Annotated in this window: 21 protein-coding genes; 12 read left to right on the top strand and 9 right to left on the bottom strand. The window is 63.0% G+C overall.

All coding sequences use genetic code 11. The features are described 5' to 3' along the window. Positions 1-58 precede the first annotated feature (58 nt). Entirely contained in the window at positions 59-364 is a 306-nt protein-coding gene (locus tag GGI48_RS08140) for a DUF2288 domain-containing protein (protein WP_042941964.1), read from the top strand. Positions 365-616: 252 nt separating this feature from the next. Here the strand turns inward: GGI48_RS08140 and GGI48_RS08135 are convergent, their stop codons facing one another. Then, positions 617-2,797: a hypothetical protein gene (locus GGI48_RS08135; protein WP_047302211.1), complete on the bottom strand. Its 2,181-nt coding sequence runs from the start codon at positions 2,795-2,797 to the stop codon at positions 617-619. Positions 2,798-2,995: 198 nt separating this feature from the next. Here GGI48_RS08135 and GGI48_RS08130 point away from each other — a divergent pair, with 198 nt between their 5' ends. Next, positions 2,996-3,892, top strand: a complete 897-nt coding sequence (locus GGI48_RS08130) for an NAD(P)-dependent oxidoreductase (RefSeq protein WP_179597811.1) — start codon at positions 2,996-2,998, stop codon at positions 3,890-3,892. On the opposite strand, the gene GGI48_RS08125 is transcribed toward GGI48_RS08130, so the two are convergent. Both GGI48_RS08125 and GGI48_RS08120 read right to left on the bottom strand, forming a co-directional pair. Next, the gene (locus GGI48_RS08125; RefSeq protein ID WP_179597810.1) at positions 3,783-6,047 is read right to left on the bottom strand and encodes a putative bifunctional diguanylate cyclase/phosphodiesterase; all 2,265 of its coding nucleotides are present in this window, start codon (positions 6,045-6,047) and stop codon (positions 3,783-3,785) included. The two genes, GGI48_RS08130 and GGI48_RS08125, sit on opposite strands and share 110 nt — an antisense overlap. A 142-nt stretch (positions 6,048-6,189) precedes the next feature. Further along, positions 6,190-6,558, bottom strand: coding sequence for a YkgJ family cysteine cluster protein (locus tag GGI48_RS08120; RefSeq protein WP_047302217.1), 369 nt, complete (start codon positions 6,556-6,558; stop codon positions 6,190-6,192). A gap of 325 nt (positions 6,559-6,883) precedes the next feature. Here GGI48_RS08120 and GGI48_RS08115 point away from each other — a divergent pair, with 325 nt between their 5' ends. Next, a complete protein-coding gene (locus GGI48_RS08115; protein ID WP_179597808.1) occupies positions 6,884-8,230 on the top strand; it encodes a spinster family MFS transporter in 1,347 nt (448 codons plus the stop codon). Positions 8,231-8,288: 58 nt separating this feature from the next. Here the strand turns inward: GGI48_RS08115 and rapA are convergent, their stop codons facing one another. Continuing rightward, complete coding sequence (rapA, locus tag GGI48_RS08110) at positions 8,289-11,138, bottom strand: RNA polymerase-associated protein RapA (protein ID WP_179597806.1); 2,850 nt, start codon at positions 11,136-11,138, stop codon at positions 8,289-8,291. Positions 11,139-11,357: 219 nt separating this feature from the next. Here rapA and GGI48_RS08105 point away from each other — a divergent pair, with 219 nt between their 5' ends. Further along, a complete protein-coding gene (locus GGI48_RS08105) occupies positions 11,358-11,699 on the top strand; it encodes a hypothetical protein (RefSeq protein ID WP_016962557.1) in 342 nt (113 codons plus the stop codon). Here GGI48_RS08105 and GGI48_RS08100 read toward each other — a convergent pair. The 3 genes from GGI48_RS08100 to GGI48_RS08090 all read right to left on the bottom strand — a co-directional run bounded on the left by GGI48_RS08100 (position 11,696) and on the right by GGI48_RS08090 (position 14,326). Then, positions 11,696-12,904 (bottom strand): aminotransferase class V-fold PLP-dependent enzyme, encoded by a 1,209-nt coding sequence (locus GGI48_RS08100; RefSeq protein WP_179597804.1) that lies wholly within the window; start codon positions 12,902-12,904, stop codon positions 11,696-11,698. The genes GGI48_RS08105 and GGI48_RS08100 overlap by 4 nt on opposite strands. Continuing rightward, positions 12,901-13,371 (bottom strand): RidA family protein, encoded by a 471-nt coding sequence (locus GGI48_RS08095; RefSeq protein ID WP_179597802.1) that lies wholly within the window; start codon positions 13,369-13,371, stop codon positions 12,901-12,903. Before GGI48_RS08095 ends, GGI48_RS08100 begins: the two co-directional genes overlap by 4 nt. A gap of 88 nt (positions 13,372-13,459) precedes the next feature. Further along, on the bottom strand, positions 13,460-14,326 hold the full coding sequence (locus GGI48_RS08090; RefSeq protein WP_080963004.1) for a LysR substrate-binding domain-containing protein: 867 nt from the start codon (positions 14,324-14,326) through the stop codon (positions 13,460-13,462). A gap of 204 nt (positions 14,327-14,530) precedes the next feature. On the opposite strand from GGI48_RS08090, the gene GGI48_RS08085 reads away from it, so the two are divergent. Both GGI48_RS08085 and ccoM read left to right on the top strand, forming a co-directional pair. Continuing rightward, positions 14,531-14,692 carry a hypothetical protein gene (locus GGI48_RS08085; RefSeq protein WP_162884110.1) on the top strand — a complete coding sequence of 54 codons (162 nt, stop codon included), beginning with the start codon at positions 14,531-14,533 and terminating at the stop codon, positions 14,690-14,692. A 145-nt stretch (positions 14,693-14,837) separates the two neighbouring features. Beyond that, positions 14,838-14,954 (top strand): cytochrome c oxidase subunit CcoM, encoded by a 117-nt coding sequence (ccoM, locus tag GGI48_RS31330; RefSeq protein ID WP_015634423.1) that lies wholly within the window; start codon positions 14,838-14,840, stop codon positions 14,952-14,954. A gap of 135 nt (positions 14,955-15,089) precedes the next feature. On the opposite strand, the gene GGI48_RS08080 is transcribed toward ccoM, so the two are convergent. Further along, complete coding sequence (locus tag GGI48_RS08080; protein ID WP_047302230.1) at positions 15,090-16,565, bottom strand: inorganic phosphate transporter; 1,476 nt, start codon at positions 16,563-16,565, stop codon at positions 15,090-15,092. Between the two features lie 375 nt (positions 16,566-16,940). Next, entirely contained in the window at positions 16,941-17,141 is a 201-nt protein-coding gene (locus tag GGI48_RS08075; RefSeq protein ID WP_016962562.1) for a hypothetical protein, read from the bottom strand. 686 nt (positions 17,142-17,827) lie between these two features. On the opposite strand from GGI48_RS08075, the gene pcaR reads away from it, so the two are divergent. The 6 genes from pcaR (at position 17,828) to pcaH (ending at position 24,197) form a co-directional block, all read left to right on the top strand. Further along, complete coding sequence (gene pcaR / locus GGI48_RS08070) at positions 17,828-18,670, top strand: pca regulon transcriptional regulator PcaR (RefSeq protein ID WP_016962563.1); 843 nt, start codon at positions 17,828-17,830, stop codon at positions 18,668-18,670. A 290-nt stretch (positions 18,671-18,960) separates the two neighbouring features. Then, entirely contained in the window at positions 18,961-20,307 is a 1,347-nt protein-coding gene (locus tag GGI48_RS08065; RefSeq protein ID WP_103739581.1) for an MFS transporter, read from the top strand. 309 nt (positions 20,308-20,616) lie between these two features. Beyond that, positions 20,617-21,474, top strand: coding sequence for a CoA transferase subunit A (locus GGI48_RS08060; RefSeq protein WP_047284229.1), 858 nt, complete (start codon positions 20,617-20,619; stop codon positions 21,472-21,474). Next, complete coding sequence (locus tag GGI48_RS08055) at positions 21,474-22,253, top strand: CoA-transferase subunit beta (protein WP_179597800.1); 780 nt, start codon at positions 21,474-21,476, stop codon at positions 22,251-22,253. Before GGI48_RS08060 ends, GGI48_RS08055 begins: the two co-directional genes overlap by 1 nt. Beyond that, a complete protein-coding gene (gene pcaF / locus GGI48_RS08050) occupies positions 22,250-23,455 on the top strand; it encodes a 3-oxoadipyl-CoA thiolase (RefSeq protein WP_179601952.1) in 1,206 nt (401 codons plus the stop codon). The genes GGI48_RS08055 and pcaF overlap by 4 nt, the downstream gene beginning before the upstream one ends. 37 nt (positions 23,456-23,492) lie before the next feature. Beyond that, complete coding sequence (gene pcaH / locus GGI48_RS08045; protein ID WP_016965117.1) at positions 23,493-24,197, top strand: protocatechuate 3,4-dioxygenase subunit beta; 705 nt, start codon at positions 23,493-23,495, stop codon at positions 24,195-24,197. The last annotated feature ends 1 nt before the right edge of the window (position 24,198 follow it).

Genomic DNA, 24,198 nt, shown 5'->3' with positions numbered 1-24,198 from the left:
GTTTTTCTGCCAGAGCACCGACGTTATGATTGCGCCGATTTCATTTCTGGACAGTCCCATGACTCAAGAACCTAGCACCCTCTATGCCAAGCTGCTTGGTGAGACCGCATCTATCAGCTGGAAGGAACTGGAGCCGTTCTTCGCCAAGGGTGCCCTATTGTGGGTCGACGCCGACCTGGATCTGATCGAGGCGGCCCAGGCGGTGGCGCAGAACGAGGCGCAAAAAGTCGCGGCCTGGCTGGCCGAGGGGAAGGTTGAAAAGCTGTCTGCAACGCGGGCGTCCGATCTGTTGGAACGTGATCCGCAGCTGTGGGCGGTGGTGGTTTCGCCCTGGATTCTGACCCAGGAAAGAGCAGCGCGCTGACGGCGTGCGCCGATTTGGTGCGGCATTTTGTCGGACAAAAGTGTGTAGCCGAGTAACCGTGAATTCAGTGATGGCACCTTGCCGTGGAGAAAGGCCCCACAAGGTTTCCAGCCAGGGTGACGTTCACGGAAGGGGCACAGTTTCAAGCCCATCCGACGAGCTGTTTAATTGTTTCGCGGTGTGAGCCAATAACCCATTCGCCGGCAAGCTGGCCCTACGCCCTGTAGGAGCCGGCTTGCCGCGCAGCCCTTCTTAATAGGCGGTCTTGCCGGTGTGGCTGTTGAGCGAGATGACCCGGGTCTTGCCGATGCGGTGGCGGTAGATCTCGCGCAGGTACTTGATGGCCTTCTTCACGCAATCCCGGGACAGGCGGATGTCGTTGATCGAGACGAACTTGTCCTTGTCGTTGATCAGCTCGCGGTATTTCTTCTCGTACATCGGCTTGATCGCGTACCAGTTGGTGTCGAGGATCTTCGCCGGGTTCTCGAATTCGTTGAGCAGATCGTCGATGCGGTCTTCGTCGAAGTGCTCGCTGACGATGAAATCCAGTACCGAATTGTCCAGGGTGTCGTCGAAGCGGTACGGATTACGCGCAAAGCAACGCTTGATAAAGGCCACGATCAGGGTCAGGAAGTCGTCCGACAGGCACGGGCTCTTGGCGATCAGGGTGGTCAGCGAGAGGTTGGCCGAGGCACCGATCACCAGCGCGTAGCGCTTGAGGGTGGTGTTGGGGAACAGGCTGTTGAGGTGGGTCTTGAGCCGGTTCAGGTCCATGTACGACAGCTTGTAGTCCTTGGGCAGGGAGACGATCGACACCACCGACGAGCAGTTCTTGAAGAAGTGCAGGTCGTGCAGCGCCGCCGCGTCATAACCCGAGGCCTTGTACTGCTCCAGGGCCGCGCGATAGCGCTTGGACTCGATCGGCAGCAGGCTGATGCCCTCGATGGCCTGGGTCACTTTGTTGAAGTGCGGCAGGTCGATGGAGCGGAAGAACAGGTCGTCGATGTTCAGGCGCTGTGGCTCTTTCTCGAACACCTTGAACTTGTCGCCGGTGGGCACCGGCTGCTCCGGCACCACGGATTCGGCGTAGGCGATCGCCACCGGGCCGGCCAGGCTCATGAACAGGTCGTTGGCGTCCAGGCGAATAGTCTCGCCGATGTCGATGCCGGCACGCCGGAAGTAGTTCTGGTCGTAGTCGGTGGTCACCGCCTGGGCGGTGAGGATGTTGAAGATCTGCTGGGAGATGTACTGGTTGGCGTGCTTCTCCATGGCGTTGACGTCGATGTTCTGGATGTTGCCGTCATCGCTTTCTTCGGCGTAACGCATGATGTCGTTGGAGATCAGCATCATCGCGTTCCACGGACGGATCCGCCCCATGACGCTGGCTTCGCTGCTGTCTTCATTGTCGAAGTTGTAGGAGAAGTCCCACTCTTCCGAAAGGTATTTGCACAGCAGGCGGCCGGCGTTGATGTGCAGCGCCTCGGACATTTCGCTGCGATGGTCCGAAATGTTCGGCAGTACGCAGATGCCGCTGGTGAAGATCGGCTCGAAGACGAAGGAGTGCCCGCTCTTGCTGTCGTGCTCGTCCATCGGCTTGGTGTCGAAGGTCTTGTTCATGTACGAGTACTGCTGGGCCAGGCCGAACTCCGAGGCCATGCCCGAACCGGTACCGCCGCCGGCGCTGAAGATCGAGAAGTACAGGCGCGACTGGTTGGCCTTGATCCCGCAGGAATCGATCAGGTACGAGTGGATCATTTTCCAGTCAGGGCTGGAGAAGCGCTGGGTGTCCTTGTTGAGGATGATCTTGGCCAGGTACTGGCCGAGGATCGGTGCGTTACCGGCACCACCGGCGTGGACTTCCGAGAGGTCCATGATCTTCATCTTGCTGTAGTCGCGGATAAAGCCGCTCTTCTCGCCCTTGCGCGAGAAGCGGATGCGCCCGGCGATGTCCTTGTCCAGGTCACCGAGCATCACCAGCGGCTCCACCAGGAACACCGGCTTGCTGGCCTTGCTCTGGCCCAGGCGCAGGTTCTGGCGGATCCACTGCGCGGGGCTGTAGCCGCCTTCGTAGGCCTTGTCTTCGTTATTGAATTCGTTGAGGTAGAACTTGCGGGCGTTGTACACCAGCTCCGCCACGTCCAGGGCGATGTTGGAGCCGCAGCGGCCCAGGCCGATCAGGCACACCGACGGGAACTCCTGGTCGCGGCGGTTTTCCTGCTCGTCTTCCAGGTGCGGTGGGCGCGGGAACACCGAATCGCGCAGGCCATCGAGGTTGTCGAGGATGCGATCGGTATTGGTTTCGGTGAAATACAGGTACTGCTGGGTCGACAGGGGGCGTGAACTGGACAATGGCTTCGTATCTGAGGGGCTTGATGTGGGGGAGGTCAGCGTCATCTCGGAGACTGCGTTGGCAGGATTGTTTTTAGAAGTCATTGTGCGCCATATGCCTGGTCTGGTTGGCTCGGGGACGAGGTGTCAGCGAGCCATCACGGAATGGGACCTCGTCGCTGCGTGGAGCGCGAATTTTGCCCAAGGCGTCAGGGTATTTACTGAGCGTCGCTCGGGGGAATCCTTTCCTGAATCATGATGAATCGGCCAGTATTCGACGATCTTTAATCAAATGGGGGCAATATGATGTCAGCGTTACCTTCACTCGGGTTTGCCGGGATCGGCCTGATGGGGCTGCCCATGTGCCGCCGCCTGCTGGCGGCGGGCTATCCGCTGACGGTATGGAACCGCAATCCGCAGAAATGCGCGCCCCTGGTGGCCGCCGGGGCGCGACAAGTGGCCACACCGGCGCAACTGTGTGAACACGCCGATCTGGTGCTGCTGTGCCTGGCCAATACCGAGGTGGTGCGCGAGGTGGTGTTTGGTGTCGATGGCGTCGCCCAGGGCGCCCGGGCCGGGCAACTGCTGCTGGACCTGTCCAGCCTGGAGCCCAGCGCCACCCGGGACATGGCTGCGGCCCTGGCTCGAGACACCGGCATGGCCTGGGTCGACGCCCCGGTTTCCGGCGGTACCCCGGGCGCCGAGGCCGGCAGCCTGGCGATCATGGTTGGTGGTGAGGCGGCAGATGTTGAGCGGGTACGCCCGGTGTTGCTGGCATTGGGGCAGCGGGTTACGCACATGGGCGCGGTGGGCGCCGGTCAGGTGACCAAGGCCTGCAACCAGATGATCGTCGCCTGCAACGCCCTGGTGATCGCCGAAGTGGTGGCCCTGGCCGAGCGTTCGGGCGTGGATGCCAGACTCATCGCCGAGGCCCTGGCCGGTGGCTTTGCCGACTCGAAACCCTTGCAGATTCTCGCTCCGCAAATGGCCGAGAGCCGTTTCGAGCCGGTGAAGTGGCATGTGCGGACCTTGCTCAAGGACCTGGATGGCGCGGTGAAGTTGTCCCGGGAGCAGGGTTCGGCGACCCCCATCAGCGGATTAGCTGCACAGTTGATGCGCCTGCATGGAGCACAGGGCTACCTGGAGCAGGATCCGGCGACCCTGATCCGCCTGTACCGGGATCCGGCAGCGGTGGATTGAGCCGGTCCAGTTCATCCAGCACCCGGTGCAGATCCGCCAGCGGCACCGGGCGGCTGAGCAGATAGCCCTGCAGGTAGTCGCAGCCGTAGCATTCCAGGAAACGCTGTTGCTCCAGGGTCTCGACCCCCTCGGTGACCACCTGCAGGTGCAGGGTGTGGGCCATCACGATGATCGCCTGCACGATCTCCATGTCCTGGGTTGAATAGGGGATGTCCTGAATGAACGAGCGATCGATCTTCAGGGTGTTGAGCGGCAGGCGCTTGAGGTAGGCCAGGGACGAATAGCCCGTGCCGAAGTCGTCGATCGACAGCGATACACCCAGGTCGCGGATCTGCTGGAGCAGCGCCAGGGTGCTGGCGATGTTGCCCATCAGGGCGTTTTCCGTGACCTCCAGCTCCAGGCGCTGCGGCGCCACCCGGGCATCGCGCAGGGCGCTTTCGATTTCCGTGGCCAGGGCCTCGCGCGTCAGGTTCAGGGCCGAGCAGTTGACCGCGATCTTCAGCTCGCCGCGCCCCTGTTGCGAGAGCTGGCTCAGGTCCTGGCAGGCCTTGCGCAGCACCCAGTTGTCCAGTTCGGCGATCATGCCGTTGGCTTCGGCGATGTTGATGAAGCGATCCGGGCTCAGCAGCCCGTGCTGCGGGTGTTGCCAGCGGATCAGGGCTTCGAGCTTGGTGACCCTGGCGCGCTTGAGGTCGTAGATCGGCTGGTAGTACAGCTGCAGCCCTTGATCATCGCGCAGGGCGTTGCGCAGTTCCTCTTCCAGCTGCAGCTCCAGGGTGGCCCGGGTCTTGAGGCTGGTATTGAAGAAATGCAGGGTATTGCGCCCGGAGTCTTTGGATTGATAGAGCGCCAGGTCGGCGTTTTTCAGCAGTTCCTCGCAGGTCTTGCCGTCATCGGGGAAGACGCTGATGCCGATGCTGGTGGTCATGACCATGCGCCGGCCGCCGAGCTCGATCGGCTCCTTCATCCTGTGCATGATGCGCTGGGCCATGTGCCGCGCCTCATCGCGCTCATTCAGACTGATGAGAATGCAGAACTCGTCGCCGCCGAGGCGGGCTACCACGTCTTCATGGCTGCGGGTGGAACTCTTGATATGCCGGGCGATGACCTTGAGCAACTCGTCGCCGGCGTCGTGGCCCAGGCTGTCGTTGATGCGCTTGAAATGGTCGATGTCGAGGAACATCACCGCCAGCATGCCGCCGTATCGGGTCTTCTCCATGAGTCTTTCCGCGAACAGCTGGTTGAAGCCGCGGCGGTTGATCAGGTTGGTCAGGGCGTCGTAGTGGGCCACCTGCTGCAGGGACATCCGCGCCTGGTCCAGTTGCGAGAGCAAGGCGTTGACCCGGCGCAGGTCGCGTTCCTTGTGCTGCAGTTTCTTGTCCGCCAGGGCCGCGCTGATGCCGCTGCCGATGATCAGCAGGATGATCACGCTGAGGGTCAGGCCCAGTTGCAGGTGCTCGTTGGGAATCGCCGTGACCACCGGGCTGCCGGCGGGCAACACCAGGGTCATGGACCACATGCCGGTGAAGTGCATCAGCACGATGCCGCCGCCCAGCAACAGGCTGCTGGCGTACTTGAGCAGTTGATGGAACATCCCGCTGCCCTCGCGCAGGTGCCGGGACAGCAGCAGCGCCGCCAGGCTGCAGGCGATCGCCAGCAGCAGCGACAGGCCCATGAGCAGCGGCTGGTAATACAGGCTGGCGCTGGAGCGCATGGCCGAGACGCCGACGTAGTGCATGCCGCTGATGCCCAGGCCGATCCAGATCGCGGCAATAGCGCAGCGCCACAAAGGCAACTGCTTATGGCTCAGGGTGTTCATCGCCAGCCAGGCGGCAATCAGGGCGATGAGCAGGGACAACAGGGTCGCTGGCAGGGCGTAGTGAATCTTCAGCGGCGCTTCGAACGCCAGCATGCCGATGAAGTGCATGCTCCAGATACCGCCGGCCAGGCAGCAGGCGCCGACCCAGCGCCACAGGCGTTGACTGGAAGGTTGCTCGACGTGACTGACGCGTTCGGCCATGTCCAGGGTCGCGAAGCTGGCGGCGCAGGCCACCAGGTAGGCCAATAGCACCAGGACCGGGTTATGAGTGCAGTGCAGGACCACCTGCCCACTGTCTGGAAGCTCGCTGATGAAATGCAGACCCAGCCAGTCCATAGCATGCCCATCTCTGAGTCATAGAATGTCGGCGGACCCGCGCGCCAACGAGTGCTTGGAGTATAGAAGGCACCCGGTGGCTGCAATGGGAGGTGGCATGTGGGTGCCAATGATTTGCTTATGGGCGCTATCGCCAATGGTGCTAAGCGCTTTTCTCGAACCAGGGTTCGTGATCGATGGGGTCCAGTGGCGCGAGGCCGAAGGCCGCGCGAGCAGCGTCGCAATCACTGTTGTGCTGGCCGTCGGCCCAGGAGGCTTCGAACTCCCGGCACGGGCTGGAGCGCTGTTCATAAATTGAACAGCTCACACGCTGGCCGACCTCGCCTTCAAGGGCGATGCAGCGCGGCGACTTGCAGTCGGTGCCGAGCATGGCCACCCGCGTGGGATTGATGCTCTGCACCAGATCATCGGGGACCGTGCCACCGGATGAGGCGCATTCGCCCCAGAAAAAAGACACACGAAAGTATGAACAGCAGGCACCGCAATTCAGACACGGACTGGCTTCGGACATGGGCGTATTCAAAGGGAAAGAGAAGGGTAAAGGGGGCAGGCAGGCGGCTATTCTAGGCTTCCCAACGGCCATGGGAAGGGGGGGCGCGAGGTATTTTTTCAGCCTCGGCCAAACCCTTGAAAAGACTGGGAAACGCCCGGGTAACGGGGGCTGTGGCGGATTTGCCGATGCCGGGGGCGGCGCCTTGGGGCCGGGCCCGGACGCCTGGCTGCGATGGGTCCATATCAGGCTGGCGAATGATCACAGACAGTTGCCCCGGGCCTGACTAGATTGCAGCTTCCAGGCTCGCTTGTGTCTGGCCGAATAACAATAAAGAGATCGACTCATGGATAACTCGACTCAAGCGGCAAATGCCTGGCGCATTCTGTTCCTGTTGTTTTTGGCAAACCTGTTCAACTTCTTCGATCGCACCATCCCCGCCATCATCATCGAGCCGATCCGCATGGAATGGCACTTGAGCGATTTTCAGCTGGGGATCATCGGCACCGCCTTCACCCTCGTCTACGCCATCGCCGGCTTGCCCCTGGGGCGCCTGGCCGACACCGGCTCGCGCAGCAAACTGATGGGCTGGGGGCTGGCGGTGTGGAGCGGACTCACCGCAGTGAACGGCATGGTCGGCAGTTTCTGGAGCTTCCTGCTGGTGCGCATGGGGGTCGGCATCGGCGAAGCCAGCTATGCGCCGGCGGCCAACTCGCTGATTGGCGATCTGTTTCCAGCCCATCGCCGGGCTCGGGCCATGGGGATCTTCATGCTCGGCCTGCCCCTGGGGCTGGTGCTGGCGTTCTTCACCATCGGAGCCATGGTCAAGGCCTTCGACAGCTGGCGAGCGCCGTTCTTCATTGCCGCGGTGCCGGGGCTGGTGCTGGCGGTGTTCATGTTCTTCATCAAGGAGCCCAAGCGCGGCGCCGCGGAAACGGTGAAGGTGGCGCAGGTACCCATCGACCGACCGATCCGCCGGGTGCTGGCGATTCCGACCTTTCTCTGGCTGACCCTGGCCGGGCTGACCTTCAACTTCGCCACCTACGCCTGCAACTCGTTCCTGGTGCCGATGCTCCAGCGTTACTTCCTCATGCCCTTGCAGGAGGCAGCGATGGCCACCGGGCTGATTGTCGGGGTCACCGGGCTGGTGGGGCTGACCCTGGGCGGCTGGTTCGCCGACAAGATCCATCAGCGGATTGCCAACGGTCGCCTGCTGTTCGCCGCCTGCAGCCTGATCATCTCGACCCTGGCCACCGCCTGGGCGCTGCATGCCGGGCGCGTCGAGATCGGGGTGTTCGTTGCGGTATTCAGTATCGGCTGGCTGTTTGCCTACAACTTCTACACCTGCGTCTACACCGCCCTGCAGGATGTGGTCGAACCGCGCTTGCGGGCCACCGCCATGGCCTTGTTCTTCGCCGGCCTGTACTTGCTGGGCGGCGGCCTGGGACCGGTGGTGGTCGGCGCGCTATCGGACCATTTCGCCCACTCGGCGATGTACGCCGCCGGTGCCGAGCTGATGACCGAGGAGTTCAAGGCCATCGGCCTGCACGACGCCATGTACCTGATTCCGGTGGCGCTGTTCCTGACCCTGCTGTTTCTGTTTCAGGCCGCCCGTTGCTTTGTCGATGACTCCCAGCGCATGAAAGACGGTTTGGCGCTGGCCGCGCCGGGGGCGGGTGCGCTGGCGGTCTGAGCTTAAAAAAAAGGCCCGCACGATGCGGGCCTTTTGTCGAGCCAGTGGAGCCGGGCAATCAGCCCGCCACCAGCACCCGGATCGCTTCCAGACGCAGGGCGGCTTTATCCAGCATCGCCAGACCCTGTTCCCGTTGCTTGCGCAAGGCCACCAGCTCGCTGTCACGCACGGTCGGGTTGACCGCTTGCAAGGCGGTCAGGCGCGCCAGCTCTTCATCGGTATCGGCGGCCAGGCGACGTTTCGCTTCAGCCACACGCTCGGCGTGGCGTGGCGCAACCTTGGCTTCACCGGCGTTGATCTTCGGCGCCAGCTGGTCGCGCTGGGCCTGGATGAACTTGTTGGCGCTGGCCTTGGGCACGCTTTCGAGCTGGTCGTTGAGGGTTTCGAAGGCCACCCGTGGCGACAGGTCGTTGCCGTTGGCATCCAGCAGGCAGCGCAGGGCGGCCGGCGGCAGGTAGCGACCCAGTTGCAACGAGCGTGGAGCGACCACCTCGCTGACGTACAGCAGCTCAAGCAGCACGGTGCCGGGTTTGAGCGCCTTGTTCTTGATCAGCGCCACGGCGGTGTTGCCCATGGAGCCGGACAGCACCAGGTCCATGCCGCCCTGGACCATCGGGTGCTCCCAGGTGATGAACTGCATGTCCTCGCGGGACAGCGCCTGATTGCGGTCGTAGGTGATGGTCACGCCTTCGTCGTCGCCCAGGGGGAAGCTGGCATCGAGCATCTTCTCGCTGGGCTTGAGGATCAGGGCGTTTTCCGAGTGGTCTTCGCTGTCGATGCCGAAGGCGTCGAACAGGGTTTCCATGTAGATCGGCAGGGCGAACTGGTCGTCCTGCTCAAGGATGGCTTCCACCAGCACATCGCCTTCGCCGGCGCCGCCGGAGTTGAGCTCCAGCAGGCGGTCGCGGCCGGTGTGCAGCTCGGCTTCCAGGCGTTCACGCTCGCCACGGGCTTCGTCGATCAGCGCTTGCCATTCGCCGTCGTCGGCGTTTTCCAGCAGCGGCAGCAGGCGCGGGCCAAACTGGTGCTGCAAGGCGTTGCCGGTCGGGCAGGTGTTGAGGAAGGCGTTCAGGGCTTCGTGGTACCACTGGAACAGGCGCTCTTGCGGGCTGGTTTCCAGGTACGGCACGTGCAGTTCGATCACGTGTTTCTGGCCGATCCGGTCGAGACGGCCGATCCGCTGCTCCAGCAGGTCCGGGTGCGACGGCAGATCGAACAGCACCAGGTGGTGGGCGAACTGGAAGTTGCGGCCTTCACTGCCGATTTCCGAGCAGATCAGCACCTGGGCGCCGAACTCTTCGTCGGCGAAGTAGGCGGCGGCGCGGTCGCGTTCGAGGATGTTCATGCCCTCATGGAACACCGTGGCCGGGATCCCGGAACGCACGCGCAGGGCGTCTTCCAGGTCCATGGCGGTTTCCGCGTGGGCGCAGATCACCAGGACCTTGGTGCGCTTGAGCATCTTCAGCTGGTCGATCAGCCACTCGACCCGCGGGTCGAATTTCCACCAGCGCTGTTCTTCGTCGCTGGCTTCAGGCTGGGCCTGGAAGCTGACTTCCGGGTACAGCTCGGCGTGTTCGCCCAGGGGCAGTTCCAGGTATTCGTCCGGGCACGGCAGCGGGTAGGCGTGCAGCTTGCGCTCCGGGAAGCCCTGCACCGCGGCGCGGGTGTTGCGGAACAGCACGCGGCCGGTGCCGTGGCGGTCCAGCAGCTCGCGCACCAGGCGTGCGCTGGCTTCGCTGTCGCCGTCGTTGACCGCGGCCAGCAGGGCTTCGCCTTCATTGCCGAGGAAGCCGTGGATGGTCTGGTGCGCTTCGGCGGACAGGCGGCCTTTATCCAGCAGCTCCTGCACCGCTTCGGCCACCGGGCGGTAGTTTTCGCTCTCGGCGCGGAAGGCCGCGAGGTCGTGGAAACGGTTCGGGTCCAGCAGGCGCAAGCGGGCGAAGTGGCTGTCCTGGCCCAGTTGTTCCGGGGTCGCGGTCAGCAGCAGCACGCCAGGGATGGTTTCGGCCAGCTGTTCCACCAGGGCGTATTCCGGGCTGACCTGATCTTCGTGCCACACCAGGTGGTGGGCTTCGTCGACGACCATCAGGTCCCAACCGGCGGCGAACAGCGCGTCCTGGGCCTTTTCGTCGTCCACCAGCCATTCCAGGGCCACCAGGGCCAGCTGGGTGTCTTCGAACGGGTTGCTGGCATCGCTTTCGATAAAGCGCTCTTCGTCGAACAGTGCCACTTGCAGGTTGAAGCGCCGGCGCATTTCTACCAGCCATTGGTGCTGGAGGTTTTCCGGAACCAGGATCAGCACCCGGTTGGCACGGCCCGAGAGCAGTTGGCGATGGATCACCAGGCCGGCTTCGATGGTCTTGCCCAGGCCCACTTCGTCCGCCAGCAGGACCCGCGGCGCTATGCGGTCGGCGACTTCACGGGCAATGTGCAACTGGTGGGCGATGGGTTGGGCACGCACGCCACCCAGGCCCCAGAGCGAGGATTGCAGCTGGCGGCTGGTGTGTTCCAGGGTGTGGTAGCGCAGGGAGAACCAGGCCAGCGGGTCGATCTGCCCGGCGAACAGACGGTCGCTGGCCAGACGGAACTGAATGAAGTTCGACAGTTGGGTTTCCGGCAGGGTGACGGCTTCGTTCTGCCCGTTGAGGCCGTGGTAGACCAGCAGGCCATCGACGTCGTCGACTTCCTGAACGGTCATTTTCCAGCCTTCGAAGTGGGTGATGCTGTCCCCTGGAGAGAACCTCACACGAGTGAGGGGCGCATTCCGTAGCGCATACTGGCGGGTGTCGCCAGTGGCCGGATAGAGCACGGTCAGCAAGCGACCGTCCTGTGCCAGAACGGTGCCTAAACCCAGCTCGGCTTCGCTGTCACTAATCCAGCGTTGCCCCGGTTGATACTGCTGCGCCATGCTGCCTGACTCCCGCTTTGAAAAAGCCGACTATCTTAACGGAACGACGCTTCCAGTCCAAAGAACTCTGATAAAAACCCCTGGATTAAAAGGTAGCGTACAGCGTGCGTTCGTCGGGGCGCCGGGCACTATTGGCTGACGACTGGGTCACAGTTTTGCGACCGATGGCTCAAGTCGCCCATGCCGCAGCCGACAGCCTGCCGACAGGAGACCAATAACATGCTGCCACCGATGCTCCCCTTGAGTGCCGTGCCCATCACCTCCCAGCAGGATCCGGTCCGGCAGCGTCCGGACATTCCGCCGGTGGTGCCGGTGCAGGAAAGCTCCAATGAAAGCACCATCGACCTGCAAAAGCGCGACGCCGAGCAGTCGGCCCTGCTCTTGCGCGAAGAGCAGCAGCGCCAGCAGGAAAAACAGCGGCGCAAGCGTGAGGCCGATGATGATCCCGAGCAGCACCTGGCCGTGCCGGGGGACGAGTTGAACGCCGACAACACCGTGCCGGTGGCACCGCTGATCGAAGATGCCCCGCGCCAGGGCTTGTGGGTGGACGTGCAGGTCTAGCCTGTAGGGCCGCGTCCGGCCAGTTCGGTCAGCGCCTCCAGCAGGCGCTGGATTTCCGCTTCTGTATTCAAGTGGCTCAAGGCGATCCGGGCAATCTGGGTCAGGCCCCGGGCCTGCATGTCCAGCGGGGTGTAGGCCACACCGTTGGCGCCGATAGTGATGCCCCTGCGAGCCAACGCTTCCTTTAACGCAAAACAGTCCCAGCCCTTGAGGGTGAAGGCAATCAGGCCTGACTGCTGCCCGGCGACGCCCAGGTCATGGCGCTGCAGGCCGGGCAGGCGGTCGAGCTCGCGGCGCAGCCTGTCGCTCAGGGTCTGGATTCGCTGGTGAATGGCTTCGATGCCGATGCCGTTGAGTTCCTCCAGGGCATTGGCCAGCCCCGCCAACAGCACCAGCGAAACTTCGCTGGTTTCAAAGCGCCGCGCATCATCTCGCAAGCTGAAGCCCTGGCCGTTCCAGGGGGCTGACAAGACATCCCGCGGCAATGGCTGTAACTGTTCCAGGAAACCCGGCCTGACGTAGAGCAGGGCCGTGCCTCGTGGCCCGCGCAGGTATTTGCGTCCTGCGCCTTTGAGCACGTCGCACCCCAGCGCCTGTACATCGCAGGGCAGTTGCCCCAGGGCCTGGCCGGCGTCGATGAAATAGGGAATGCGCCAATTTCGCGCCAGTTGGCCGACGGCGGCGGCCGGATTGATCAAGCCGCCGTTGGCCGGCAGCCAGGTCAGGGCGATCAGGCGCACGCGGGAGTCGAGCATGGATTCCAGGGCCTGCACCGAAACCGCGCCATGGCGGTCGCAGGGGATGACTTCCAGCTGGGCGCCGGCGCTTGCGGCCTGGGCCAGGCAGGCCAGGTTGCCACCCCATTCGTGGCGTCCCAGCAGAATCCGGTCGCCCGCTTGCCACGACGGCAGGGCGCTGAAGGCCATGCCCCAGGCTGCCGAGCCGCTGCTGGCAAAGGCGATTGCGGCGGGACTGGTATTGAGCAGCCGGGCCGCGGCCTCACGGGCCTGTTCCTGCAGCTGTGCGCCAGTGATGGCGGCCTCCATCGGCCCTTGATTGGCTTCCCGTTGCAGTTGCCCGAGCATGGCGTCCAGGGTGCCCTGGCTGGGCAATGAAGCCCCCGCGTGGTTGAAGTGGCAGACCTGGGCGCAGCCGGGTGTGGCAAGGCGCAGACGGGCGAGGTGCGCTGGGTCCAGGGGGCTCATGGCTTGAGTTCGAAGATCGCGTCGACCTCCACGGCGACCCCGGCGGGCAGGCTGGCCACGCCCACTGCAGTGCGTGCATGCCGGCCTTTCTCGCCCAGGACGTTGACCAGCAGGTTGGAGGCGCCATTGGCCACGATGCCATGGCTCTGGAAATCGGCGCTGGCGGCAATGAATACACCGAGCCGGCTGATGCGCTGCAGCCGCGACAGGTCGTCGTCCAGGGCCGCGCTCAACTGGGCCAGCAAGGCCAGGGCCGCGAGTTCGGCGGCCTGGGTGCCTTGCTCCACCGTCAGGTTCTCGCCGAGACGGCCCTGCAGGGTCGGTTGGCCCTGTAGCAAGGGAATCTGTCCGGAGATGAACAGCAGGTTCTGGCTGCGTACATGGTTGACGTAGTTGGCGATCGGCTGGCTGGGGGCGGGCAGTTCAAGCCCCAGTTGCTGTACGCGGTGTTTCAGGGAGTCGCTCATGGGAAGTCCTCGGATGCAAGGCCTGCAGCATCAGCGTTCAGTCCAGGAGCGACAAACGGATAGATCTAATCCGACGTATCTGAATTTCTCATGGGTCGAGCCCTTGCTCCAGCAGCCACTGAACAAAGCAGTCAAGTGCAGGATTCGACTGTCCTTCAGCGGTCACCAGCCAGTAGCCGATCTGGCTGCACAAGGGCGGCAGGTCGAAGGCATCCACCAGGCTGCCCTGGGCCAGGTGACGTTGGATCAACTGGCGGCGCCCCATGGCGATGCCCTGGCCGGCCACGGCGGCCTCCACCACGATGTTGTAGTCGTGCAGCATCACGCTGGGGTGGGAGGACAGGTCCATAGCCTGTTGCCTGCTCCAGTCATCCCATTCGAAGGGTTGATGGGAGCGAGCCATCAGCAAGGGGCCGTTGGCCAGGGCAGTGGCTTTGAAGCCAGGGCTGCAGACTGGTGACAACTGCTCGGCGAGAAAACGCCTGGCCCGGACCTTCGGCCAGTTGCCCTTGCCGTAGCGAATGGCCAGGTCGACCTCGGCGCCGGCGACATCCGCCAGGTCGATGGCCGGTTGCAATTCCAACTGGATCTGCGGATGACGGCGGCTGAAGTCCGCCAGGCGAGGCGCCAGCCACAAGGTGGCGAAGGACGCCAGCAGACCAATGCGCAGCACTGGCTGCCGAGGTGGGGCAAGCAGCGCCTGGGTGGCTTGGGCGATCTGCTCCAGGGCTGGGCGAATCTGTCGGTAGTAGCTGTCGCCGGTGGCAGTCAGGTCGATGGCACGAGTGCGACGTATGAACAGGCGTTGCCCCAGGTGCTGTTCGAGTTTCTGCACTTGATGGCTGACCGCGCTCTGGCTCACGCACAGCTCCCGAGCCGCCTTGATAAAGCTCAGGTGGCGGGCCACGGCCTCGAATGCGCGCAGGGCCAATAGCGGCGGCAGGTGCTTGGGCATTTCCACATCAGGCTCCGTGGGGCGGTTCGCAAAGGGCCATTGTGCGGATAAAAACTCTTCGCGGCAGCGACTTTATTGCCTCTGTGCCGGTCTGATCACTGGTCAGGTGCGGCGTCACGCCGCATTATTGGCACATCCGCCAGGGCCGCTCTGCATCCTGTCGCAGTGCGGTTGATATTGACCTCCAGTGATGCCAGCCAAACCATGAATCAAGACGACAAGCTGATCGACCTGAACGCCGAGCGCGCCAAGCGCGTACATGATCTGAATGAAAAGCGCCTGAACGAAGTGCGCCAGGCATTCGAACAGGCCATGCCGCTGGGCAAAGCCAAGAAAAAACCGAAAAACAAACCGAAAAAGCGCTGAACAGGGCGCTTTTTTGTTGATACAGGTCAGTTATTCCCCCTTCCTTGCGCCTACCCATGGGCGACATTGACCCCGGTCAATTTTCCCCGCCGCCTGTTTGGTTAACTTAGCCCCATCGCAACAGGGCAAGAGCAGGAGGCCAGTCATGTTTTTCGACAATGTGGTGATCGCCGGAGTGCTGACTGTCGGCCTCATGGTTCTGTTTTTCGCAGGGTTTGGATTCTTTATCTGGAAAGACGCGAATAAGCGTAAAAAACCTTAAGTCTCTCCAGAGCAACGAGCACGCAAGGCATTTTGGGCAACTTCGGTTGCCCTTTTTTTTGCCTGTCGAAAAGTTTGCGGCATAAAAAAAGGTGCGTCCCGGGGGGCGCACCTTTTTTGTTGTCGAGCGGCTGGATCAGCTGCCGAGGACCTTCGAGGCCGCCCAGAACAGGCCGGCCGACAAGGCCACCGTGGCCGGCAGGGTGAGCACCCAGGCCAGGAGGATGGTCTTCACCGTACCGCCTTGCAGGCCGCTCTTGTTGGCGACCATGGTCCCGGCCACGCCGGAGGAGAGCACGTGGGTGGTGGACACCGGCAGGCTGAAGATGTTCGCCAGGCCGATCAGGCCCGCGGCGGTGATCTGCGCCGACATGCCCTGGGCGTAGGTCATGCCCTGCTTGCCGATCTTCTCGCCAATGGTCAGTACCACGCGCTTCCAGCCGATCATGGTGCCCAGGCCCAGTGCCAGGGCCACCGCCAGGATCACCCAGAACGGTGCGTACTCGGTGGTGGCGGTCAGGTCCTTGCGCAGCTTGTCCAGGTCAGCCTTTTCACGGGCAGCCAGGTCCGGCAGTTTGCCCACCTTCTTCGCCGTGTCATCCAGGCACAGCAGGTAGCGACGCACTTCGATGCGGCTTTCCGGCGACAGCGAGTGGTAATCGGCGACACCCTTGAGGCTGCTCAGCAGGGCGGCAATGGTCGGCTCGGTTTGTTGCGGATTGCAGCGGAACTTGCCCGGCAGGTCGTCTTTCACGCTCTTGCCCAGGGCCAGGAATTCGCCCAGGGAGTCGTGGTTGCGCTCGTAGAACTGGCTCAGGTGCAGGGTCGCGTCACGGGTCCGCTCGATCTGGTAGGTGGTGCTGTTGAGGTCCAGCACGAACTGCGCGGGGACGATACCGATCAGCACCAGCATGATCAGGCCAATACCTTTCTGACCGTCGTTGGAACCGTGGACGAAGCTCACGGCCATGGCCGAGATCACCAGTACCAGGCGGTTCCAGAATGGTGGGTGCTTCTTGTCATCGACCTTGCGCCGCTGTTCCGGGGTCTTGTGCATCTTGGAGATCGGCCGCCACCATTTCAGGCCGATCAGCACCAGGGCGGCAATCAGGAAGCCGGCCATTGGCGAGAACACCAGGGAAGCGCCGATATCGATCGCTTTCTGCCAGTTCACGCCGTCGCCCAGGGGAATGTCGTTGAGCAGGGCGTTGGCCAGGCCGACACCGAGGATCGAGCCGATCAGGGTGTGGGAACTGGAGGCCGGGATGCCGAAATACCAGGTGCCCAGGTTCCAGGCGATGGCCGCCGCCAGCAGCGAGAAGACCATGGCCAGACCGTGGCCGGTGTTGACATTGATCAGCAGTTCCACCGGCAGCAGGTGGACGATGGCATAGGCCACGCCGACGCCGCCCAGCAGTACACCGAGAAAATTGAATACACCGGAAAAGAATACGGCCAGATGCGGCGGCATGGCTTTGGTGTAGATAACAGTGGCAACCGCATTAGCGGTGTCATGAAAGCCGTTGATGAACTCGTAGGCGAGGACAAAAGCCAGGGCGAGCAAGAGGCTCACAAGCACCCAAGCATCCAGTCCGCTGAATAAATCGATCATGAAGGTTTTCTGACCCGGTCATAAGGGGGCGCGATTATGCCAGAAAACCCTGGTAATCAATGCACAAGGTGCTCACCGGTAACATTCTTCAACGAAAAAACTGACCCAGAGCAGAGTTTTTGTCGATTCTCGTCGGGTCTGGCAAACCATTGAATTTATTGGGCTTGAGCACGATGAGCGCGGGCTCGACCGGCGTGACACAAAGGTTCAAACGGTCGTAAGAAATTTCAGCGAAAGGGCCTGCCGGGGCCAATTCTGGTCCTGATGGGACAAGGTGGCGCAGGGCCCGGGGTGGCGAGCATCAAGGGTCTGCCAGGCCGCCGAGATCATCGTGCGGACCAGCGAGCAAGCCCTATGAGAGTCAGGCCGTCAGCATCATGGCTGTTCGGCCTTGAGCTCTTTTTCCATCTTTTGCAGTTCTTGAGTGAACGCCTGATCGCGAATAGTTGCGCGTTTGCGCCAAGGTTTGCGTTCCGGTTCTGGCTGGGCGGCATAGCGGGTGATCTCGCCGCCGTAAACTTCCTTGTAACGTTGTTCCTGGCGCTCAAGTTCCGCGCGCAGTTCGTCTTTCGTCACAGTGTTACCTAATTGAGTAAAGGTCCATTCCGGTGCAACGCATTGCCTGTGGGCGACTGTAAGAATCGGAATCGAGCCTGTAGGACTGCCGATTCCTGATCCGTTCTAGCGTGCCTTTTGTTGCATGCGGCCACGTCACCGGATGAGAACAACTGTCGTAGCAACAGTGTTGTTTGTTGCAAGCGGATTGGCCGAATCCGGTTTGAGGTCAAGCGCTTGCGGCAGGTGATCGATTACCGCCTGGAGTCACCTGGGCGAAGTGGGAGCGGGACGCACTCCGTGTTCCTCGCTCGTGGAGTATAGCCGTGGCGAAGAATAACTCTATGGGCGGCAAGTTTAAAATAGCCAACTTCATTGTGAGTATTTTGTGACACGGAAGTTCTAAACACTTCCTACACGACGCTTCCTATTTTCGTACTCCACCAATGGAACTCTAGATGGGGCGCCGCCGCTCTTTATACAAGTGGCGAATGCAAAAAGCATTGCACAAGGCAACCTTCGGCTCGCGATTATTACTATGAGTTTTTGCAATAAAAGAGTGGCGATGGAGGATAGCGCCTCTAAGCGCGGCAGATTGCGATTATCGGTCGCCGGTTCGATAATCGCCCAATGTTGCTGGTGGCAGCTTGTGCTGTCTCTCCAATACGGCTTGTAATACGGCCGAATTTTGTCGCAGGGAACCTGAAATGAACGATCAGATGCGTAATTCCTTTACCTCAGTGGCGCCGCCGATCGTGGCTTCGGCGGCGAAGAGGATTCAGGCATTGACCGGTGACCCGGATTTCATGACTTCTCTGGCCCGCGGCCTGGCAGTGGTGCAGGCCTTCCAGGAGCGCAAGCGCCACCTGACCATCGCCCAGATCAGCCACCGCACGGAAATTCCCCGGGCCGCCGTGCGTCGTTGCCTGCACACCCTGATCAAGCTGGGCTATGCCACCACGGATGGGCGCACCTATTCGCTGCTGCCCAAGGTGCTGACCCTGGGGCACGCCTACCTGTCGTCGACGCCCCTGGCGGTTTCCGCGCAACCCTACCTGGACCGCATGAGCGAGCAGCTCCACGAAGCCTGCAACATGGCCACTCTGGAAGGTGACGACATTCTTTACATCGCCCGTTCCGCCACCACCCAGCGCCTGATTTCCGTGGACTTGTCGGTAGGAGGGCGCTTGCCGGCCTATTGCACGTCCATGGGGCGCATCCTGCTGGCGGCCCTGGACGACTCTTCGCTGCATGAGTACCTGGAGCACGCCGACCTGCAGGCCAAGACCAGCCGTACCCTGCATACCCCCGAAGCCTTGCTGGAGTGCTTGCAACAAGTGCGTCAGCAAGGCTGGTGCATCGTCGACCAGGAGCTGGAGCAGGGGCTGCGCTCCATCGCGGTGCCAGTGTACGACGCCTCGGGCCAGGTGCTGGCAGCATTGAACGTCAGCACCCACGCCGGCCGGGTCAGCCGCGCCGAGTTGGAACAGCGCTTTCTGCCCGGCCTGCTGAGCGCCAGCCGCGATCTGAGCGCCCAGCTGTTTGCCTAAGCTGTTCGATAAACGCACAGATCCGCCTTTGACGAATTGACGCTGTTTCCCCTGGCTCATTAATGTCGCGGCAGCGTCATCGGCGGCCAGCCGGCATTGCCGGTCTGCGGCCGATGACCCGTCCAATAATAATGAAGAGGCCAACTCATGAGCATGCTTTCCCTGCGTCGTTGCCGTGACCGTTCCTGCCGTCCCGCCCGAATCGCCTGATTGACTCCACCCTTTCTACGTGACCTGTTCAGCCTTTGGCGGCCTTTGTTCGCCTGCGTTTTAGTGTGGAAATAACAACAATGAATCAACCTCAATCCGCTGTAGGTAACTGCCTCGATGTGCAGTCCTTCATCAATGCCCAGCCGCTGTCCCGTTATCAGTGGCGCGTGGTGATCCTGTGTTTCCTGATTGTCTTCCTCGATGGCCTGGACACCGCCGCCATGGGCTTCATCGCCCCGGCGCTGTCCCAGGACTGGGGCATCGACCGCGCCAGCCTCGGCCCGGTGATGAGCGCCGCGTTGATCGGCATGGTTTTCGGCGCCCTGGGTTCGGGGCCCCTGGCCGACCGTTTCGGGCGCAAGGTGGTGCTGGTAGGGGCGGTGCTGTTGTTCGGCGCCTTCAGCCTGGCATCGGCCTATAGCAGCAATGTCGATCAGTTGCTGGTCCTGCGCTTTCTCACCGGCCTGGGCCTGGGGGCGGGCATGCCCAACGCCACCACGCTGCTGTCGGAATACACCCCCGAGCGCCACAAGTCGCTGCTGGTGACCAGCATGTTCTGCGGTTTCAACCTGGGCATGGCCGGCGGCGGCTTCATTTCCGCCAAGCTGATCCCGGCCTTTGGCTGGCACAGCCTGCTGCTGATTGGCGGAATCCTGCCGTTGATCCTGGCCCTGGTGCTGGTGGTCTGGTTGCCGGAGTCGGCGCGTTACCTGGTGGTGCGCAATCGCGGCACCGACAGGGTGCGCAAGACGCTGATGCCGATAGCTCCGGCCATCGTCGGCGAGGCCGGCAGTTTCAGCGTGCCCGAGCAGAAGACGGTGAAGGCGCGCAACGTCTTTGCGGTGATCTTCTCCGGCACTTACAGCGTGGGCACCTTGCTGCTGTGGCTGACCTATTTCATGGGCCTGGTGATCGTCTACCTGCTGACCAGCTGGCTGCCGACCCTGATGCGCGACAGCGGCGCTAGCATGGAGCAGGCAGCCTTTATCGGCGCCCTGTTCCAGTTCGGCGGGGTGCTCAGCGCGGTCGCCGTGGGCTGGGCCATGGACCGTTTCAATCCGCACAAGGTGATCGGCTGTTTCTACCTGCTGGCCGGGGTCTTTGCCTACGCGGTGGGTCAGAGCCTGGGTAATATCACCTTGCTTGCCACCCTGGTGCTGATCGCCGGCATGTGCGTCAACGGCGCGCAATCGGCGATGCCATCCCTGGCGGCGCGTTTCTACCCGACCCAGGGGCGGGCCACCGGGGTGTCCTGGATGCTCGGCATCGGCCGTTTCGGTGCCATCCTCGGCGCCTGGATGGGGGCGACCCTGCTGGGCCTGGGCTGGAACTTCGAACAGGTACTGACCGCCCTGGTGATTCCGGCGGCCCTGGCCACCACCGCCGTGGTGATCAAGGGCATGGTCAGCCACGCGGACGCGACCTGACGGCATCTCGCCCTGTAGCCGCTGCCGCTGGCTGCGACCGGGCCCGTAGGGCCCGCTGCTCCTGAAGGCCCATCGCAAGATGCCGCGAAGCGCATTGCAGCTTGCGGTGGCGGCCACAGCCGGCCCGCAAGGCTGTTTCGGGGCGCAGGAGCAGTAATCGATAGCCATGCAACAATGCGTTCGATAATCGAACACTCAGTCGATTATCGGATTGTTTGGGGTCTGCCTCCCGCTTAATCTTCAGTCACTGCGGCGCGCCCAGAGCGCCTTTTTCTCCAGTCGCTGAATAACAATCGGGAGACCCCATCCATGGCTGAAATCCTTTCGCTGCACGACGCGGTGAAGCAATTCGTCAACGACGGTGACACCGTCGCGCTCGAAGGCTTCACCCACCTGATTCCTACGGCCGCAGGTCATGAAATCATCCGCCAAGGCAAGAAAGACCTGACCCTGGTGCGCATGACCCCTGACTTGATCTACGACCAGTTGATCGGTGCCGGTTGCGCTCGCAAGCTGATTTTTTCCTGGGGCGGCAACCCGGGCGTGGGCTCCCTGCATCGCCTGCGCGATGCTGTGGAAAAACAGTGGCCACAGCCGCTGGAAATCGAAGAGCACAGCCATGCCGACCTGGCCAACGCCTATGTGGCCGGTGCCTCGGGCCTGCCATTCGCGGTGCTGCGCGCCTACGCCGGCTCCGACCTGCCCAAGGTCAACCCGCTGATCAAGACCGTGACCTGCCCCTTCACCGGTGAAGTGCTGGCGGCGGTGCCTTCGGTACGCCCCGATGTCACGGTGATCCACGCGCAGAAAGCCGACCGCAAGGGCAACGTGCTGTTGTGGGGGATCCTGGGTGTGCAGAAGGAAGCCGCCCTGGCCGCCAAGCGCTGCATCGTCACCGTCGAGGAAATCGTCGATGACCTGAACGCCCCGATGAACGCCTGCGTACTGCCGACCTGGGCCCTGAGCGCGGTCTGCCATGTGCCGGGCGGTGCCCATCCGTCCTACGCCCACGGTTATTCCGAGCGCGACAACCGCTTCTACCAGGCCTGGGATCCGATCGCCCGCGACCGTGAGACCTTCACCGCCTGGATCAACGAATACATCCGCGGCAGTGCCGACTTCAGCGAATTCCAGGCCAAGCTGGCCGCAGCTTCGGAGGCCCAGTAATGACCTACTCCACCAATGAAATGATGACCGTGGCCGCGGCCCGTCGCCTGCAGAACGGCTCGGTGTGCTTCGTCGGCATCGGCCTGCCGTCCAAGGCCGCTAACCTCGCGCGCCTGACTTCTTCGCCGGATGTGGTGCTGATCTACGAGTCCGGCCCGATCGGCGCCAAGCCCAGCGTGCTGCCACTGTCCATCGGTGACGGCGAGCTGGCGGAAACCGCCGACACCGTGGTGCCGACCGGCGAGATCTTCCGCTACTGGCTGCAGGGCGGGCGCATCGACGTGGGTTTCCTCGGTGCGGCCCAGGTCGACCGTTTCGGCAACATCAACACCACCGTGGTCGGTGATTACCACCGGCCCAAGGTGCGCCTGCCGGGCGCCGGCGGTGCTCCGGAAATCGCCGGCTCGGCGAAAAGCGTGCTGATCATCCTCAAGCAGTCCTCGCGCTCCTTCGTCGACAAGCTGGACTTCATCACCTCCGTCGGTCACGGCGAGGGCGGCGATTCGCGCAAGCGCCTGGGCCTGCCCGGTGCCGGTCCGGTGGGGATCATCACCGACCTGTGCATCATGGAGCCGGAAGCCGGCACCCACGAATTCATCGTCACCTCGCTGCACCCGGGCGTGACCCGCGAGCAGGTGGTGGCCGCCACCGGTTGGCCGATCCGTTTCGCCGAGCACGTGGCCGAGACGGCTGCGCCTACCGAAGTCGAACTGACCGCCCTGCGTGACCTGGAAGCGCGCACCGCCGCGGCCCACGGCCAAGCACCTGGAGAAGCCTGATGCGCGACGTCTTTATCTGTGATGCCATTCGTACCCCCATCGGCCGTTTCGGCGGCGGCCTCTCGGCCGTGCGTGCCGACGACCTGGCGGCGGTGCCGATCAAGGCCTTGATGGAACGCAACCCGAGCGTGGACTGGAGCGCCGTGGACGAGGTGTTCCTCGGCTGCGCCAACCAGGCCGGCGAGGACAACCGCAACGTGGCGCGCATGGCGCTGCTGCTGGCGGGCCTGCCGGACAGCGTGCCCGGCGTTACCCTCAACCGTCTCTGCGCCTCGGGCATGGACGCCATCGGCACCGCGTTCCGCGCCATTGCCAGCGGCGAGATGGAACTGGCAATCGCCGGCGGCGTCGAGTCCATGTCCCGCGCGCCCTTTGTCATGGGCAAGGCCGATGCTGCCTTCTCGCGCAACATGAAGCTGGAAGACACCACCATCGGCTGGCGTTTCATCAACCCGCTGATGAAAGCCCAGTACGGCGTGGACGCCATGCCGCAGACCGCGGACAACGTGGCGGACGACTATAAGGTGTCCCGCGCCGACCAGGACGCCTTTGCCCTGCGCAGCCAGCAGCGCACCGCCGCGGCCCAGGCCGCCGGGTTCTTCGCCGAGGAAATCGTCCCGGTGCGCATCGCCCACAAGAAGGGCGAGACAGTGGTTGAGCAGGACGAGCATCCGCGCGCCGACACCACCCTGGAAGCCCTGGGCAAACTCAAGCCGGTCAACGGGCCGGACAAGACCGTCACCGCCGGCAACGCCTCCGGGGTCAACGACGGCGCCGCGGCGCTGATCCTGGCATCGGCCGAAGCGGTCAAGAAGCATGGCCTGACCCCGCGCGCGCGGGTGCTGGGCATGGCCAGCGCCGGAGTGGCGCCACGGGTGATGGGCATTGGCCCGGTGCCGGCGGTGCGCAAGTTGATCGAGCGCCTGGGCGTGGCGGTCAGCGATTTCGACGTGATCGAACTCAACGAAGCCTTCGCCAGCCAGGGCCTGGCGGTGCTGCGCGAACTCGGCCTGGCCGACGACGCGCCACAGGTCAACCCCAATGGCGGCGCCATTGCCCTGGGCCATCCACTGGGCATGAGCGGTGCGCGCCTGGTGCTGACGGCCCTGCATCAATTGGAAAAGAGCGGCGGTAAAAAAGGCCTGGCGACCATGTGCGTGGGTGTCGGCCAAGGGCTGGCGCTGGCCATCGAGCGCGTCTGACTGCCTGCCTTATATAAGAAGAGAACGAGGAACCACCATGAGTGACAAGCCCGGTTACCGGCGCCCGCAAGCGGGCACTCAGCCTGATTATCTGCACCCGGCCTACCAGTCGACCAACACCCGCTCGCCGTCCAAGCCGCTGGTGTTCCTGCCCCATTCGCTGTCGGAAATCACCGGCCCGAGCATCGGCGCCGAGTCGATCCAGGAGCGTGACAACGACCTGACAGCCCAGCACCAAGGCCAGCCCCAGGGCGAGCGGATCATCATCCACGGCCGCGTGCTGGACGAAAACGGCCTGCCGGTGCCGGGCATCCTGGTGGAGATCTGGCAGGCCAACGCCGCCGGTCGCTATAACCACGACCGCGACCTGCACGATGCGCCGCTGGATCCGAATTTCACCGGCACCGGGCGTACCGTGACCGATGCCGACGGCTGGTATCAGTTCCAGACCATCAAGCCCGGCGCCTACCCCTGGGGCAACCACCACAATGCCTGGCGTCCGGCGCATATCCATTTCTCGCTGTTCGGCCCAAGCATCCTCACCCGTCTGGTGACCCAGATGTATTTCCCCGGCGACCCGCTGCTGGAATATGACCCGATCTACAACTGCGTGCCGGACACCCGTGCCAAGGAACGCCTGATCGCCAGCTTCGACCTGGAGAAAACCATCCCTTCCTATGCCCTCGGTTACCGCTGGGACATCGTCCTGCGCGGCCGCGATGCCACGCCGATGGAGAAATGAC

It is taken from the genome of Pseudomonas protegens (assembly GCF_013407925.2).
Classification (GTDB): domain Bacteria; phylum Pseudomonadota; class Gammaproteobacteria; order Pseudomonadales; family Pseudomonadaceae; genus Aquipseudomonas; species Aquipseudomonas fluorescens_AP.
The sequence above is the reverse complement of the archived record's forward strand: the minus strand, read 5'-3'. Positions and strand labels throughout refer to the sequence as shown.

What these genes read in the sequence shown, in the direction of transcription:
- GGI48_RS08140 (WP_042941964.1), top strand. Translation starts at nt 59, where the DNA reads ATGACTCAAGAACCTAGCACCCTCTATGCCAAGCTGCTTGGTGAGACC.
- GGI48_RS08135 (WP_047302211.1), bottom strand. Translation starts at nt 2,797, where the DNA reads ATGACTTCTAAAAACAATCCTGCCAACGCAGTCTCCGAGATGACGCTG.
- GGI48_RS08130 (WP_179597811.1), top strand. Translation starts at nt 2,996, where the DNA reads ATGATGTCAGCGTTACCTTCACTCGGGTTTGCCGGGATCGGCCTGATG.
- GGI48_RS08125 (WP_179597810.1), bottom strand. Translation starts at nt 6,047, where the DNA reads ATGGACTGGCTGGGTCTGCATTTCATCAGCGAGCTTCCAGACAGTGGG.
- GGI48_RS08120 (WP_047302217.1), bottom strand. Translation starts at nt 6,558, where the DNA reads ATGTCCGAAGCCAGTCCGTGTCTGAATTGCGGTGCCTGCTGTTCATAC.
- GGI48_RS08115 (WP_179597808.1), top strand. Translation starts at nt 6,884, where the DNA reads ATGGATAACTCGACTCAAGCGGCAAATGCCTGGCGCATTCTGTTCCTG.
- rapA (WP_179597806.1), bottom strand. Translation starts at nt 11,138, where the DNA reads ATGGCGCAGCAGTATCAACCGGGGCAACGCTGGATTAGTGACAGCGAA.
- GGI48_RS08105 (WP_016962557.1), top strand. Translation starts at nt 11,358, where the DNA reads ATGCTGCCACCGATGCTCCCCTTGAGTGCCGTGCCCATCACCTCCCAG.
- GGI48_RS08100 (WP_179597804.1), bottom strand. Translation starts at nt 12,904, where the DNA reads ATGAGCCCCCTGGACCCAGCGCACCTCGCCCGTCTGCGCCTTGCCACA.
- GGI48_RS08095 (WP_179597802.1), bottom strand. Translation starts at nt 13,371, where the DNA reads ATGAGCGACTCCCTGAAACACCGCGTACAGCAACTGGGGCTTGAACTG.
- GGI48_RS08090 (WP_080963004.1), bottom strand. Translation starts at nt 14,326, where the DNA reads ATGCCCAAGCACCTGCCGCCGCTATTGGCCCTGCGCGCATTCGAGGCC.
- GGI48_RS08085 (WP_162884110.1), top strand. Translation starts at nt 14,531, where the DNA reads ATGAATCAAGACGACAAGCTGATCGACCTGAACGCCGAGCGCGCCAAG.
- ccoM (WP_015634423.1), top strand. Translation starts at nt 14,838, where the DNA reads ATGTTTTTCGACAATGTGGTGATCGCCGGAGTGCTGACTGTCGGCCTC.
- GGI48_RS08080 (WP_047302230.1), bottom strand. Translation starts at nt 16,565, where the DNA reads ATGATCGATTTATTCAGCGGACTGGATGCTTGGGTGCTTGTGAGCCTC.
- pcaR (WP_016962563.1), top strand. Translation starts at nt 17,828, where the DNA reads ATGAACGATCAGATGCGTAATTCCTTTACCTCAGTGGCGCCGCCGATC.
- GGI48_RS08065 (WP_103739581.1), top strand. Translation starts at nt 18,961, where the DNA reads ATGAATCAACCTCAATCCGCTGTAGGTAACTGCCTCGATGTGCAGTCC.
- GGI48_RS08060 (WP_047284229.1), top strand. Translation starts at nt 20,617, where the DNA reads ATGGCTGAAATCCTTTCGCTGCACGACGCGGTGAAGCAATTCGTCAAC.
- GGI48_RS08055 (WP_179597800.1), top strand. Translation starts at nt 21,474, where the DNA reads ATGACCTACTCCACCAATGAAATGATGACCGTGGCCGCGGCCCGTCGC.
- pcaH (WP_016965117.1), top strand. Translation starts at nt 23,493, where the DNA reads ATGAGTGACAAGCCCGGTTACCGGCGCCCGCAAGCGGGCACTCAGCCT.